A 15,381-nucleotide genomic window follows, 5' to 3' on the forward strand; every position below is an offset into this window, starting at 1 on the left:
TTACACGAAAGGAGGCCGCACTCTTGAAAGCATCCATATTGCAGCTGCGGCAGCATGAAGTTTTGGATTTTGCATGTGAGGAATTGTATGAGACCGCCGCGTCTCGCGGTGTCCAACTTGCCGCCATACCTAATTCAGCAGATGAGAGATGGTTTGTAGGTACATGGCAGGATTGTATGAACGCCACGGCACTTCGCGAAATCGAAGCATGGCCTTGGCAGAATGAAGACCGTGTGTACGGCGATGATGCGTTCACGATTGTGCTTACGAGCCGAGGGACGATTGTTACAGGAAAGTCCGAACGAGCGACACTGTATGCCGTCTATCATTTTTGTAAATCACGCTGGAACTTGGAATGGATCTACCCGGGGCAGCCTCCGGTTGAAGTCATGAAAAGAAGTGATTTGTTAAAACCGGGTTATATTCATGAACCGATGATGAACAGAAGAGGCTTTGTGTTTGAAAATATTTACGATGAAGATTACATGCGTGCAATGGTCGATTGGCTCGCTAAAAACCGCGTGAATGAGCTGTTCCTTACGTTCATGCTGTATGACGCGTTGAAGGAGATGTTCCAAAGCGAGCTGAGCAAAAGAGGTTTGGATTTAACACTGGGCGGCCACAGCATGAAATTTTTTCTGAACCCATCGGAAAGCAGTTCTCAACCATCGAAGCAGCTCGATTATGAAGACGAGTCATGGCAGATTCAAGTGACAAGCGACATTGTGCGATACTGCCAAGCGGTGCCCGGATTGAAACGAGTTTCCTTATGGCCTGAGGATACAGCTGTAAGTGAAGAAGGTTCAGCCAGCAGCGAACCTTTTCTAAACCTGTACATTCGTTTCACGGAAAACTTGCAGAAGAAGCTGCATGAAGCAAAGCTGCACGTGGATGCAGAACATATCGCCTATAACGCCGGGTTATCGTGGGATATGCTTGAGCGAACAGAACGTATTTCAGGATCAAGTCTCATTCATACGCTTTATGCCTATTGGGGAAGAGATTACAGCCAAGGATGGGACGGGTACGAACGGATCGAAGAACAGCGTGCGAAGCAAGCGCTAGAAGGGTGGGGGGAGATTACGCAAGCTCATTATAAGAAGCTCACTGTATTTGAATATTACAGCGATCATTTTATGCTGAGTTGTTTGTTCCCAAGCATGCCCGAGCGAATCTGTGAAGATATGAAGTATTACCGTTCTTTAGGGATTGAGAGCATCACGAATTTGGTCGTCCCATATCCGCAGGCTGGAGCGCATTATTCTTGGAAATGGGCCCACGGGTACAACAGCTATGTGTTTGCTAGATCAGCCTGGGGGGATGAACTGGATGTGATTCGCGGCGACTACGCTCATAATGCAGACGCGTCTAACAGAGAAGAAACAATAAAGCGATTGGAACAGGTCGGATCGAAGCTGGCGAGGTTGTCCTATTACAACGTACCGCTGTTTCCAGCTAGAGTGATTGATGTTCCGAAAGGTGAGACGGCTCATAAGGAGTCTATTTTACAGCTGCTGGGTGAATTGGAGAAGGAACTAGGTGCTTATGAAGATTCGTTCATCGATGCCGTCCACAGATCTCCTTATGACTTGTATTTTTGTCATCTGCAGAAAACGCTGAACGAAATTCGAAGCCAGTGGGAAGCCGTATAAATTTTGATATAAAGACGATTTAGAGATTTGTTTTAAAAGGTTTAGATTACGTATCATGAAGTAAGAGCAAGTACATTATGAAGGAGGAAAATGAACATGTCCAAATTAAAGATTGGTGTCATTGGAGCGGGTTCGATCTCTGAAGTCCATTTGAATGCGTATAAAAGCAACCCCGAGGTAGAAATTTATGCGATTTGTGACTTGAACGAGCAGAGAGCAAAGGAAAAGGCGGAAGCTTTTGGCGCTTCACACGTGTTCACGAATTATCATGATCTCCTCGCTCTGCCGGAAATACATAGCGTGAGCATCTGCACTTGGAACAATTCGCATGCGGAAATCAGTATAGCAGCTCTAGAAGCCGGCAAGCATGTACTCGTAGAAAAACCATTATGCAAAACAGTCGAAGAAGCACTGCAGGTCGAAGAAGCTGTTCAAAAAAGCGGAAAGCTGCTGCAGGTCGGGTTTGTCAGACGATACGGAAGCAATACAAAAATACTAAAGCAGTTTTTGGATAACGGTGAATTAGGAGAAATCTATTATGCGAAAGCATCCTGTCTGCGGAGACTTGGAAACCCGGGAGGATGGTTCTCCGATAAGGAACGTTCTGGAGGCGGCCCGCTCATTGATTTGGGTGTGCACGTCATAGATATTTGCTGGTATTTGATGGGCAGACCGAAGGTGAAATCGGTAACGGGCAACGCATACAATCGATTGGGCAATCGCTCCAACATAAAGAACTTGTCTTTTTACAGAGCAGCGGATTATAACGGAGCGGTCAATACAGTTGAGGATTTGGCCAATGCGCTGATTCGCTTTGAAAACGGAGCTTCGATCATGGTTGACGTCAGCTTTACGCTGCATGCCCAAAAGGATGAGTTGTCGGTAAAAATATATGGGGATAAAGGCGGTGCTGAATTAGAACCGGAATTGGCAATCGTTACGGAAAAGCATGATACGATTCTCAATGTGCTTCCGCAGGTCGACAACCTGTCGTTTGATTTTGTAGATGCATTCAAAAACGAAATTGCTCATTTTATCGACGCAACGATGGGACGTAAAGAAACGCTTAGCCCAGTCCAGGATGGCGTAGAAATGATGAAAATGCTGTGTGCGATCTATGAATCTTCCGAGACAGGGAAGGAAATTGTTTTTGAATAAAAAATGACCTGTACAGATGTTGGTTTGCGAGGAGGTTGGATATGAACAAGAAGATCCTTCATATTACAGAAAAACCGCCTGTCATTTGCTATGATCCGCATCCTCATTCTGTCATACCGATCCATGCGGATTATATGAATTGGATATATCAGAACTATATTCAAATCAGTTCCTTCAAGAACATAACGGACAGGGTTAATTTGACGTGGATTGAATATATTTTTCTAAATGATTATTATCAGAACAATCCTTTTGTAGAGGTTGAAGTGCTGTCTGAAGGAACTGTGACAGAATCCATAGAGGAATGGATCATTGACCGTATCAACCAACATCAATATATCGGAATCTGTGTGGACCGATTTTATATTCAAGAGCATGTGAACTACCAACTTATTCATCTTCCGCACGGATTGCTAATCTATGGCTATGATTTAGAGCAAAAAGTATTCTATGCAGCAGATTTCTTCAAGCGGATTTATTCATGTAAAGCCATACCTATGAACCAAATCGTAGAAGGATATACAGCCGCTGCGAATGAACCGAAAGTCATGCAGTTTACTTATAAAGATCATGTAACCTATACACTGGATATACAGCATGTGTTCAGAGCATTGGAAGATTATTATACGTCGAGTGATCGCCATTTGAAGGTGAAATATTCATTACAGCCGAATGTTCCAAAAACATTCGGCTTAGACACGTACAGGGTGCTGAAGCAACTCTACGAGGTTACGGCTATAGAATTGATGCGATTGGATATAAGGCCGCTTCATACGTTGTATGAGCATAAGAAAAGAATGATCGGCTTATTAGAGCATCTGTCTAGATCCCAGTTGGTAGAGATTGATCCAGGCTGGATCGAGGGTTATAAAGAGATATGGAGAACGTCTGAAAGTATAAGAAATTTATTCATCAAGTATGAAATTACGAGAGACCCGCAGTATTTATCCCGAATTATTCAATTACTTGGCGTGCTTCCAGATCGGGAAAAAAGGTTGTTGGATCCTATCGTTAACCGATATGCGGGCACCTTCTAAGCAGGTCAGCATCACTCGATATATGACAAGCAATACATTGTTTATTGGATTCTTCGTGAGGCTCTCCCTCATTCGAAGAATCTTTTTTTTGTTTTCTATATCAAATCAATGTTAATTGTATGTCACATCTGTACGAGATGTCGAATGAATAAATAAACGCTGAATTGAGACGAAAGTATGGTATGATGTGAGGAATAGAAAATGAAAAAGAGATGAAATATTCGCTGGGGGCCGTAAGGTGATTGATACACAAACTGGAATTGTCATTTTATGGAACAAGGAGATGCCTATCTATTTGTGAAATTCCTTTAAAATATGATGAAATTCCACCGCTTTATGATTTTCCACACGCCGAAAACCCTTGATACATAAGGGTTTATGATCTTTGTTCATGATTTTCCGTCAGAATGAACATAGTGTTGAAAACGCTTTATTTACTTCATTTGTAACCGCTTTTATACTGTGGGAGAAATCAAGTTCAGTCACAACACAAAGGATGAAAGGGAGGTTAAGAGAAAGGCAGGTGAATCGAACGGATCACTTGATATCGATTGCAAGTATAAGGTTGGAAATGGCGATCACCCTTGAGCAACCTTCCGGATCGATCGGGGGTGAGTCGTAAGAACGAGGTAGACTATTCGTGCAAGCTATACACCAATGGAATTGTGTTATATAATTTAACATTATATGTACACTAAAATAACTTGGGGTTTTCGGTTTTCTACTTCTTTTACAATTTCCACCAAGGTAAAAACGCAATGATATCAAAGGAATATCTCTGAATTTTCAAGGGGTAAAAGGAATATACAAGGGTGAAGAAAACGCCTTGTTTACGAACAAAGACAACGTTTCTACAATTGTAATTGAATATTTCCGTGTGATGTAAAGTGACATTCGGGTCGGAAGTGTTCAAATTACAAACTTTCAGAATTAGAGGGAGGAAAAGAAATGTCAAAAAAGCTTTTGAGTCTGGTCGTAGTATTCACGATGGTCTTCACTGTACTGGCAGCATGCGGAGGCAACAATAATAATAATGGAGGCTCGAATGGCGGTAGTAATGACGGGGGCACCAACACGGGCGGAAACAAACCGACCGAAGATGTATCCGCCGATTATGGCGATACGGGTGGATTACAGCTTCCGATCGTGGATGAGCCGGTTACATTGACTTGGATGCATGCGGGGAATGTAACAATTACGGATGAGATGCTGGTTGTGAAAGAAATCGAGAAGCGTACAGGTATTAAAGTGGAGTTTCAAACTTATTCTCCACAAACTTATGAAGATAAGCTGAGAGTGACGGTCGCTTCGGGCAAACTTCCAGATATCTTCAATGGTCTGAAAGCTGCTGAATTGAAAGATATCGGTAAGCAGGGCGGGGTCGTAGCCATCAATGAATATGCGGATATGCTGCCGAACTTCTCCAAGCTTTATTTGGAAGAGAACCCATGGGTGATCAAGTCCTTTGGGGATCAGGAAGGTAATCTGTATACATGGCCTATCTATCAGTTGAATCGTGAAGTGAACCATGGATTTATGTATCGTAAAGATATTTTCGACAAGCATGGCATTGAGCCTTGGACGAATACAGAAGAATTCTATGAAGCGCTCAAGAAGCTGAAGGAGCTTTATCCAGACAGCTATCCATATGCGTCCAAGAACACGGAGTATATTTTCAGAGATTGGGCATATGGTTGGGGAATCGGCGGAGCGAATTATCCGGCTTACTATGATGAAAACGAAGGAACTTGGAAATTCGCCGCTGTGCAGGACGCTCATAAAGAGATGCTCGATTTCATGAAGAAGCTTTACAATGAAGGTTTGCTCGATCCTGAATTTTTGACCGATACGCAGGATTCCTGGACGACGAAGATGACGACGGATAAAGCGTTCGTTACATGGGATTGGATTGGTAGATTGGAATTGTTTCCGAATCAAGTGAAGGAAACGATGCCGGATTATGATCTTAGATATGCACTTCCGATTGGCCCTACAGGGAACGTAAGATCTTTGCCGGAAGTCAGCGACTACAGCCTTGCTGTTGCGAACAATAAGAACAAAGAAGTAGCTCTGAAGCTGCTCGATTACTTGACGAGTCCATCCGGAGCAGACCTGATGACGCTGGGCGTTGAAGGCGTCAACTTTGAATGGGGTGAAGATGGATATCCGGTATATCCTGAATTGTCCGATCTGCCTATTGTAGATATCAGCATTCTCGAAGATCGTTATGGAATGTGGCAGGAAGGTGCTTATTTAAGACCGAACCGCAAGAGCGTTTATTTCAAATATTCCGAAAGAGAGCAGGAAGCTCAGGATATGATCATGAGCGAGGATCGCAGGGAAGTGGAAGATCCGATTCTGAACTTTACGGATGAAGAGATTTCCTCCTTGTCGGAACTGCAAACCTCTCTGCAAAAAGCGGCAGAAGAATTCAATTCTAAGTATGTACTAGATAAGAGCTATGGCGATAAGCAGTGGGAAGAGTGGAAAGCACAGGCTGCTAAAGCGGGTGTAGATGAAATGCTGGAAATCTTCAATGCGGCGCAAGCAAGATATGATGCCGAATAATTAGGGACAATTTTGTTACGGTGCATAGGCGCCCAGAGTCTTTATTTTCTGGGTGCCTATCATTAAATAGGAGGGAAGAATGTGCAACAACCAAGTGTAGAGGCTGGCAAAGTGCGCACAAAGAAACCGTTGAAGACCCGTTTCATCGCTACACTTAAACATATCAGGCGGGATCGTCAGCTGCTCTTGCTCTTCATTCCATGTATTGTGTTCTATGCTATATTCCGTTATGGCCCTCTGTACGGGTTGGTCATTGCCTTTAAGGATTATAGTGTATATCAGGGTGTATGGGGGAGCGAATGGGTAGGACTGGAGCATTTTCAGAAATTTTTTAGCAATCAAGACTTTTGGATGCTGTTTAGGAATACGTTCCTGCTCGGATTTTTTACATTGATATTCGGCTTTCCATTTCCAATTATTTTAGCCGTATTGCTCAACGAAGTAAGGGTGAAATGGTTTAAAAAGTCCATTCAAACCTTCAGTTACTTGCCTGCATTTTTGTCAGTTGTCATTATTGCGAGTATGATCATCGATTTTTTATCGCCTACCAACGGGCTGATCAATCAATTCCTATCCTTTTTAGGATTTGAGAAAAAGTACTTTCTCATCGATTCGAACTGGTTCAGGCCGATTTATGTCATTTCCGAAATTTGGGCGACGATGGGGTATCAGGCGATCATTTATTTAGCGGCGATTGCCGGTATTAGTCCGACGCTGTATGAAGCCGCCAAAGTGGATGGCGCGAATAGGTGGCATATGATGAGACACATCACCATTCCAGGACTTATGCCTACCGTGCTTGTCATGTTCATTTTGAACACAGGCAACATGTTCCGCATCGGTTATGAAAAAGTATTGCTTCTATACAATCCAATGACATACGATGTGGCCGACGTATTCTCCACTTACGTTTACCGAAAAGGGTTATTGGAGTCCAGCTACAGCTACGCTGCAGCGGTTGGAATGTTTGAATCCGCAGTGGCATTGGTTATGCTCCTAGGGGCGAACCAGTTAAGTAAGAGGATTGGAGGCAGCGGTCTATGGTAGGAGAACGCAAGCTATCGTTTTTTAACATACTCAATACGATCATTTTGATCGGCGTTGCCATATGCACGCTATATCCGGTTTGGTATATCACCGTCATTTCATTCAGCGATACGGTTTCCGTACTGCAGGGGAAAGTGTTTTTGTGGCCCCAAGGCTTCAATTTCGATGCCTATGTGGAAGTGCTGAAGGATGATAAAATTCCGAGAGCATATATGAATACCATATATTACACCGCTTTAGGGACCTTTATCAATCTGTTGTTTACGGCGATTGCGGCTTATCCGCTGGCGCAAAGAGAATTTTTTGGCCGCAGGTTCTGGATGCTTGCGATTGTGCTCACCATGTTCTTGAACGCTGGGATCATTCCGACATATATGGTTGTACAGCAGTTAGGATTGATTGATACCGTATGGGCTTTAGTGCTGCCAAACGCGATTTGGACCTTTGAATTGATTATATTGAAGAGCTTTTACGAGAATATGTCCTCTCAAATCAGGGAGGCGGCTAAGATTGATGGGGCTTCGGAATACCGCATCTTGTTCAATATCGTCATTCCGCTCTCCAAGCCTGCGCTGGCTTCCATCGGATTGTTTTATTTTATGGGGCACTGGAACAGCTTTTTCTTGCCGCTCATCTATTTGAATGACAAGGATATGTTTCCATTGCAGATTGTACTTCGGGATATGCTGATCTTCAACTCAGAATCAGATGCCGCCTTGGTGGATAGAGCTGCACTGGCACCGCAAGCGATGAAAAATGCCACGATCGTATTGTCGATGGTTCCGGTCCTGCTGATTTATCCATTTGCTCAAAAATATTTTGCCAAAGGTGTCATGCTAGGTTCTGAGAAGGGGTAATGTCAGCCGTGTAGAATTAGTTTGGATACGCGTCATGATTAGATGACTATGACGGGGGGAAGAAATCGATGAAGAGATTAATTACGAACGTGGGACTGCTGCAGATTTTCTTTGCTCTGCTGATCGTCATGATGGTCATGTTTGTATCCAACTATATTGTACACCGGAACTCCATCGCTGGAATCTATGATAAGGTCAGTCAGAACAACACGCTGGTCGTGAAGACGATGATACAATCGTTCGACAACAGCTTTCGAACGATTGACAGCTTGATCCACTCCATCCATGCATTGCCTTATAACAATGTGATAGAGGCAGACGGGCGTACGGATATGGCAAAGATTTATGATTTGCAGAAGAATGTCACTACTCTCGTCTCTTCCATCGATTTTATCGAAGATGTGGTTGTGTTTTACGATAATATGGATCTCGCCGTTACGTCATACGGAACTTCAAGTCTAACCGAAATATTTGAAAAAAAATATAAGCACGATCTTTACGATGCTGAATACTGGAAAGAGTATATGAGGTCTCCAAGAGCGGGAAAAGTGTTTCCTGCAGAAACCTTCAGCATTCAGAATGAGACCATTAATCAGAAAAAGAAAAAGGATTTAATGGTCATCACGGGAGGGAATAAAGTTCGTCTGTCGGACAAGAACATTATGCTGCTCATTGATGCCGAGGAATGGTTGAGTTACGTGAACCAAAACGCCATGATTCCCGGGTCATCCTTCATTGTTCTGGATCCGAATCGAAATGTTATTCTAAGTACCGATCAAAGCTTCGACTTGGTAGAGGTGCTCAATGATGTGTATTTCAATGTGGAGGAACAATCGGTTACACGCAAAAATTTCGAGTATAACATTTACAGATCCGATTACAACGATTTTATATATATCGACAAGGTCCCTTACCAATTCATGAACATTGACTCGGTGAATAAAGCGAATCAGACGATCATGATTACAGCGATCATCAGTACCATTATTCTGTCTTTCTTACTAAGTATTTATCTTTACAAGCCGGTTAAGAATATCCTCCAACAGCTTGGAATTGGGAATCATCGAGGTAACGATTTTCGAAATATTCATAAAGGCATTTTGCAAATTCAAACGGAAAATAAGAGATTGAGAGATCAACTGGATACGGTTGATGAGGAGATTCGAAGAGCTGCTTTTCTTCGTGCATTGGATGAATATGCGGAGCCGAGTGAATATGAGCATTTGATTCATAAATATTTACCGGAAATGTATGTCCAAAAGCAGTTTGCCATGGTGCTTTTCCATCTGCATCCGAAGGAAGCGGAACAAGGTCATCACGTGCATGTGGAAGAGATTGAAGTGATTTTAGCAAGCGGACTGAAGCGCGAACTGCTGGATGTTCCCGTTTTCCATATTGGCAGCTTATATTTCATTGCATTGGTGGGATTGGAAAACTCCGCCGCCCGGCATACTTTGTTTAAACAATTACGATCATTTAAGAATCGAACGGATGAAGAGTTAAGGCATTATGTCATATGGGCGTGCGTAAGCAAGCTCTATGCGAGTGAAGTGGCCAATTGTAAAAGGGCATATCGGGATGTAGCGAACGGAGCCGCTTATCGCCATGTGAATGATTCGGTTTTCGTCATGGATGTCGAACAAATCGAATATACGTGCGGTATTTATTATCCGCTGGAGAAAATGGAGAAGCTGTCTAATTATTTGCTGAGCGGAAAAATGACCGATGCCGTCAAAATCGTAACGGAAACGATACAAGAAAATATCGACCGCAACATTCACAGACACCAGATGGAACATGTGGTGAAAGCGATGTTTTACGATATGTTGAGACATACGGGAAACGGCTCTGCAGACAGCAAGGCTTTGTATCAATTGGAGACGGACTTTTTACAGCAGCTTGAACAAGCTGACCATCCCAGCGATATGGAGCGGGGTTTGGTGAAGGTAGCCAAATTTTTGGCAAACCAAAGCAAAGGGGAGCAGAAAAGCAAGCTCAATCCTGCTTTCATTTCACAATATATCGATCTGCATTATATGGAAAATTTATATTTGGATCACATGGCTGAAGTGTTGGAGACTTCTCCGAAATACTTCTCGAATTATTTTAAGAAAACGTTTGGTGTTAACTATGTGGAGTATTTGAATAAAGTTAGACTCTCGCATGCAAGAGAGCTGCTTAAGGATTCGAATTTAACGATTGCAGAGGTAGGGGAAAAGACAGGGTATCAAAATTCCTCTACGTTCACGACTACCTTCAAGAAATACTTTGGTATATCTCCAAGTGATTATAGGAAAAAAACAAGTCCTTAAACGTATTGGAGTGTGATGTCATTGGAGAAGGCTCTTCCTGTTACGAACCCAGCAATTGATGCATATAACAATATTGCCAATGTGCTTTCCATTATTCAGGGAGACGACAAAGCTGCAGATTGGATTCACAGCCATTTTATTCAGCTGTACCATGATCAGTCTTTCGAGGATAGCTTTACATTAAGCTTTTACGCGCCGTATTTGATTAAAACATGCCCATGGCTGGAAACTCAAATGGTGCATAAAAGGATCGTAGAAAAAGGTTGGGACGATATTACTCGCTTTTTAATCGATTGCATCGATTCAGGCTGTTATGTGATTTTGATCGTAGACCAATTTTATATTCCCAATTCCGTCTATTACCAAAAATCACATCGGCCTCATGAATTATTTGTATACGGCTATCATTTGGGGAAAGAGGAGTTCGATATCTCTGACAATTTCGCCAGCGGGAAATATAAAAGACTTGCATGCTCGTTTGAGGATTTGAGAATAGCATATAACGAACTTTCACCCGAAATGGAATTGAATTACAACCACTATAACGGAATGATGTTTGTACTATCAAAGAAAGAGCTGGCAGAGCCGATTCCATTTCACCCGCAGCTGGTCATACGCCGGTTGGAGGATTACCTGCATTCAATAGACTCCTCGGCTTCCGATCAAGCGCTTTATGCTCATAGCAAGCCAAATTGGAGCTACGGATTGCGATGCTACAGCAATCTTATCAAGTACGTTGATCACGTATGTGATCGTCAAGAGTACTTGGACATACGTCCATTTCACGTCATTTATCTTCATAAGAAGCAGATGGTCTCCAGAATTGAGTTCATGCAGACGAAAGCGGACTTATGGAATGGAGAAGAATTGAAATCTCGTTTTTCTGAACTGGAGAAGACAAGCTTAATTACTAGGAATTTGGCTATGAAATATAATTTCTCGAATGATCCCGGTTTGAAAATGGCAATTACGGATCAATTGGAAACGATTGTAAACGCGGAGAGACATATTGTTCCTCAGCTGATCGAACAAATCAAGCTCGGTTTTAAATTGGATGCGGGAGGTGAAGGAGTTGCTGTACGTAAATAAGAACTTGTTCACTTCAGAAGATATCGCACAGGTTCAGCGCCATATTTCCCAAATGCTTCCAAAAATTCAAATAACAGGACATATCATCGCCGCCGCGCTAAGAGATCCGGTTGAAATCATTGCTCTGGTGAAGGAAGTCATTCATGCAGAAGGCTCTATTTTGTTAATGAATGGAGACACACCTAAGGAACAAGCGGTACAATCAGCGCAAGAAGCCGGCTGCCGCGTTTTATTTCACGGCTCGCTTCAAGAAGGATCTTACCCGCTGACTGGCAGAACTCAAAACGATATTCCTTCCCTTCTTCAATTTAGTTCAGGTACGACAGGAAAGCCGAAGGTGATTCGAAGATCTTGGCACCATGTTGAGAGGGAGATTGCACACTATAATGAGGCCCTGCAATCCGATTCGGCGGAACAGCCGATCGTTCTCGTGCCGGTATCCCATTCCTTCGGTTTAATTACAGGTGTTCTGTCCGCGATAGAGCGCGGAGCGGTCCCGACGGTGGTGACGGATAAGAATCCGAAGTTCGCAGCGCATCTCATACAGAACACTCCAACCTCGATCGTATATGCGGTTCCGTATTTATTTCATATTCTGCAATCCATAACGAAAAACAGCATTTCATTCCACAAGGCAGTAAGCTCGGGAGCGCCTTTAACAGGGGCACTTTTTGAAAAAATGAAAAACTGCACACAGCATGTATACCAGCAGTACGGTTGTTCGGAACTAGGATGTATTGCTATAGGGGAGGATCCAGTGTCGCATACCGATGTAGGGACTCCGCTCAAGCATTTGAAGGTTGAAGTGGATGGCAGTGAGAAGGAACCGGGCGAAATTATCGCTTATATGGACGACTATTCCGTTCATACCCGTGATGCAGGTTGGAACAATGCCGAGGGAAGATTACAGCTGGCGGGACGACTGGATGATTTGATCAATGTTACAGGCTTGAAAGTCATCCCTTACGAGATAGAACAGGTTCTATTTGGCGTAGACGGTGTTGAAGAAGCGGTAGTGTATAAGTCACGTCATAAGGTTTGGGGTGAAGCAGTGAAAGCGATGGTGGTCGCTTCTCCTCATATTTCCCCGGAAATGTTGAAGCAGCATTGTATGGAGCGGCTGCCTAACTATAAGGTTCCAAGCTCGATTGATGTGGTTAAAGAAATCCCTAAAACCGCTGCCGGGAAAATCAGCAGAAAGCTGTTGGCGGAACAATATTAATGGATGGGAGTAGATCATATGAGCAGAATAGAAGTCTTGGAAAAGCTGAAGGCGATGATCGTTGAGAATTTGGAGCATACTTTGCCGGATGAGGTACATGAGTCCGACCGAATCTATGAGGATTTAGGAATCGATTCCATAATGGTGCTGCAGTTAGTGGTGTATATGGAAGAGGAGTTCCATGTTGAGGTACCCGAGGAAGATGTAGATCCTGCCGTATTCGAGACGATGGGATCGCTAATTACATTTATTGAAGAACTTCAAGCTGGGCAAACCGCGTAGGAGGCAGGCGATGAGTCACAGCATAAAGCTTGGAATTGTAGGCTTTGGGAGAATCGTTGAACTGATTCATTTGCCGCTTATTAAGCAAGTGCCAGAAATGGAAGTGTCGGTGGTATATGACATTACCGAGCAGCGGAGAGACTTGGCAGCGAAACGAGGATTTCATACGACAGACAAGCTGGAGACTTTACTCGAATCCGATGTGGATGTCGTTCTCGTCTCTACCCCGCCAAATTCTCATTACGAAATCGCTAAGAAAGCTCTTGTTTTCGGCAAACACGTTGTTATCGAGAAGCCCGTGACCGTTCAATACAGTGAGGCCATCGATCTTCAGCAAACCTCTGAGCAAGTCGGAAAATCAGTAACCGTGTTTCATAACCGCAGATTTGATCCCGATTTCAAGCTCATTCGCCAGCTTATCGAGGATGGAACGCTTGGCAATTTGTTGTTCGTAGAGCGGCGTCACCATATGTTTGGATCGGGTGGCAGCTTCGGGGTGAAATCATTTCATCCCGGCTGGCGAAATACGAGGCAGTACGGCGGAGGAGCGCTATATGATTGGGGGATTCATCTGATTGATCAGCTGCTTCAGTTAAAAGCTGGGGTAGTTCAAGATATTTATTCCTTCATTCACTGCTATGAATGGACACAAAATCAAGTGGATGACTATGTTAGAGCCAATCTAGTGATGGATAACCATGTTGTTCTCAGCATGGAGGTGAACTTTGCTTCCCACGGTGCAGCTCCCATGTGGGTTGTGGGCGGTGATCAGCGGACAGCCGTCGTGGTCTCGCCGCAAGAAGCACTCCTTCTTGAGAAAGGGAAACCAGATCAAAAGCTGCACCTTGACCAGGCATCCAGGTCATCGGCACTCATCATTTATCAGTCGTTGGCAGAGCACGTCATGCATGGCGGTCCTTTGGCCGTAACATTAGAGGAAGCTGTTGAAAATATGCGAGTGGTGGACGCGATAATGATGAACAACAGGCAATGGACTGCTCAAAATTAGGAGGAAATGTCGATGGGCGTGTTATTCTCTAGTCCCCAGGTTGAATTTGAAATGATTCGGGATCGGTGGCTGGAAGGAGTGGCGGAATTAGGGCGAAAAGGTGTTTTTGTTGGAGGAACTTCTGTAACGTCCTTTGAATTCAAATTTGCGCAATATATCGGAACCCGTCAAGCCATTGGTGTAGGCAATGGAACAGATGCTTTATTCTTAACCTTGAAGGGGCTTGGGATAGGCCCTGGTGATGAAGTCATTACAGCTGCCAATACGTTCATTGCTACCGTGGAAGCCATTCACCATACAGGTGCTGTACCGGTGCTGGTGGATTGCGAGCCCGATACTTATCTATTGAACTTGGAGCAGGTGAAGGCGGCGGTTACGGCACAGACGAAAGCGATCATCCCTGTACATCTGTACGGTCAAATGGTGGACTTATCCGAATTGTCCTCTTGGGCGGCGGAACGAAATATTGCCATCGTGGAGGACAGTGCACAGGCTGCTGGTGCCAGAATGAACGGAAAAATGGCCGGAAGTATCGGTACTGCGGGCTGCTTCAGCTACTACCCCGACAAAAACCTTGGAGCTTTAGGCGATGGAGGCGGAATTACGACTTCATCCGATGCGCTGGCTTCCACGATTAAAAAGCTGCGCAATCACGGGGGTGAAGTCAGATATCAGCATGAGCTGCCGGGGTTCAACAGCCGATTGGATCCGATGCAGGCCATAGCACTCGAATTAAAGCTGGCCTATTTGGACAGCTGGTCTGCTAAAAGACGCGAGGTTGCGTCGATGTATGAGCATCATCTGCACCATACAGGGGGCATTGTTCTTCCAAAGCATCGTAATGACGAGAGCCATGTGTTCCATCTGTATATTGTCAGGGTAGAAAGCGGAGTTAGGGACAAGCTTCGAAAAGAGCTGCAGAAGAAAGGTGTGTTAACAGCCGTTCACTATCCGAAGCCGGTTCACAGCACAGCAGCCTTTTCACATTTGCCATACGATGAAGGGGATTTCCCGAATGCGGAAAAGTATGCCAAAGAAATTGTCTCTTTACCGATGAATATATCCGTGACCGAAGAGCAGGTTGGGCGGATCGCAGAAGAAATCCAATCCGTCTTGGGTAAAGTACAAGTTTGATAGAGGAGGATCAC

At 44.0% G+C, this 15,381-nt stretch carries 12 protein-coding genes; all 12 read left to right on the plus strand.

Translation table 11 applies throughout. The features are described 5' to 3' along the window. Positions 1-23 precede the first annotated feature (23 nt). The 12 genes from ACFPXP_RS14980 (at position 24) to ACFPXP_RS15035 (ending at position 15,367) form a co-directional block, all read left to right on the plus strand. The gene (locus ACFPXP_RS14980; RefSeq protein ID WP_379895121.1) at positions 24-1,652 is read left to right on the plus strand and encodes a hypothetical protein; all 1,629 of its coding nucleotides are present in this window, start codon (positions 24-26) and stop codon (positions 1,650-1,652) included. 96 nt (positions 1,653-1,748) lie between these two features. Continuing rightward, positions 1,749-2,810 carry a Gfo/Idh/MocA family protein gene (locus ACFPXP_RS14985; RefSeq protein WP_379895122.1) on the plus strand — a complete coding sequence of 354 codons (1,062 nt, stop codon included), beginning with the start codon at positions 1,749-1,751 and terminating at the stop codon, positions 2,808-2,810. A gap of 41 nt (positions 2,811-2,851) precedes the next feature. Next, the gene (locus tag ACFPXP_RS14990; RefSeq protein WP_379895123.1) at positions 2,852-3,847 is read left to right on the plus strand and encodes a hypothetical protein; all 996 of its coding nucleotides are present in this window, start codon (positions 2,852-2,854) and stop codon (positions 3,845-3,847) included. Positions 3,848-4,795: 948 nt separating this feature from the next. After that, positions 4,796-6,415 carry an extracellular solute-binding protein gene (locus tag ACFPXP_RS14995; RefSeq protein ID WP_379895124.1) on the plus strand — a complete coding sequence of 540 codons (1,620 nt, stop codon included), beginning with the start codon at positions 4,796-4,798 and terminating at the stop codon, positions 6,413-6,415. A 111-nt stretch (positions 6,416-6,526) separates the two neighbouring features. Further along, entirely contained in the window at positions 6,527-7,462 is a 936-nt protein-coding gene (locus ACFPXP_RS15000; protein ID WP_379895156.1) for an ABC transporter permease, read from the plus strand. Then, entirely contained in the window at positions 7,456-8,319 is an 864-nt protein-coding gene (locus ACFPXP_RS15005; RefSeq protein ID WP_379895125.1) for a carbohydrate ABC transporter permease, read from the plus strand. Before ACFPXP_RS15000 ends, ACFPXP_RS15005 begins: the two co-directional genes overlap by 7 nt. A gap of 68 nt (positions 8,320-8,387) precedes the next feature. After that, the gene (locus ACFPXP_RS15010) at positions 8,388-10,631 is read left to right on the plus strand and encodes a helix-turn-helix transcriptional regulator (protein ID WP_379895126.1); all 2,244 of its coding nucleotides are present in this window, start codon (positions 8,388-8,390) and stop codon (positions 10,629-10,631) included. A gap of 21 nt (positions 10,632-10,652) precedes the next feature. After that, positions 10,653-11,720, plus strand: coding sequence for a hypothetical protein (locus tag ACFPXP_RS15015; protein ID WP_379895127.1), 1,068 nt, complete (start codon positions 10,653-10,655; stop codon positions 11,718-11,720). After that, complete coding sequence (locus ACFPXP_RS15020; RefSeq protein WP_379895128.1) at positions 11,704-12,942, plus strand: AMP-binding protein; 1,239 nt, start codon at positions 11,704-11,706, stop codon at positions 12,940-12,942. The genes ACFPXP_RS15015 and ACFPXP_RS15020 overlap by 17 nt, the downstream gene beginning before the upstream one ends. A gap of 18 nt (positions 12,943-12,960) precedes the next feature. Continuing rightward, positions 12,961-13,224 (plus strand): phosphopantetheine-binding protein, encoded by a 264-nt coding sequence (locus tag ACFPXP_RS15025; protein WP_379895129.1) that lies wholly within the window; start codon positions 12,961-12,963, stop codon positions 13,222-13,224. A gap of 10 nt (positions 13,225-13,234) precedes the next feature. After that, the gene (locus ACFPXP_RS15030; RefSeq protein ID WP_379895130.1) at positions 13,235-14,233 is read left to right on the plus strand and encodes a Gfo/Idh/MocA family protein; all 999 of its coding nucleotides are present in this window, start codon (positions 13,235-13,237) and stop codon (positions 14,231-14,233) included. A 12-nt stretch (positions 14,234-14,245) separates the two neighbouring features. Beyond that, entirely contained in the window at positions 14,246-15,367 is a 1,122-nt protein-coding gene (locus tag ACFPXP_RS15035; RefSeq protein ID WP_379895131.1) for a DegT/DnrJ/EryC1/StrS family aminotransferase, read from the plus strand. Positions 15,368-15,381: the final 14 nt, after the last annotated feature.

The sequence above is a fragment of the Marinicrinis lubricantis genome, from assembly GCF_042658665.1.
Lineage (GTDB): Bacteria > Bacillota > Bacilli > Paenibacillales > KCTC-33676 > Marinicrinis > Marinicrinis lubricantis.

Bases quoted from the DNA above. Each gene is read 5' to 3' on its own strand.
- ACFPXP_RS14985 (WP_379895122.1), top strand. From the start codon at position 1,749: ATGTCCAAATTAAAGATTGGTGTCATTGGAGCGGGTTCGATCTCTGAA.
- ACFPXP_RS14990 (WP_379895123.1), top strand. From the start codon at position 2,852: ATGAACAAGAAGATCCTTCATATTACAGAAAAACCGCCTGTCATTTGC.
- ACFPXP_RS14995 (WP_379895124.1), top strand. From the start codon at position 4,796: ATGTCAAAAAAGCTTTTGAGTCTGGTCGTAGTATTCACGATGGTCTTC.
- ACFPXP_RS15005 (WP_379895125.1), top strand. From the start codon at position 7,456: ATGGTAGGAGAACGCAAGCTATCGTTTTTTAACATACTCAATACGATC.
- ACFPXP_RS15010 (WP_379895126.1), top strand. From the start codon at position 8,388: ATGAAGAGATTAATTACGAACGTGGGACTGCTGCAGATTTTCTTTGCT.
- ACFPXP_RS15025 (WP_379895129.1), top strand. From the start codon at position 12,961: ATGAGCAGAATAGAAGTCTTGGAAAAGCTGAAGGCGATGATCGTTGAG.
- ACFPXP_RS15030 (WP_379895130.1), top strand. From the start codon at position 13,235: ATGAGTCACAGCATAAAGCTTGGAATTGTAGGCTTTGGGAGAATCGTT.
- ACFPXP_RS15035 (WP_379895131.1), top strand. From the start codon at position 14,246: ATGGGCGTGTTATTCTCTAGTCCCCAGGTTGAATTTGAAATGATTCGG.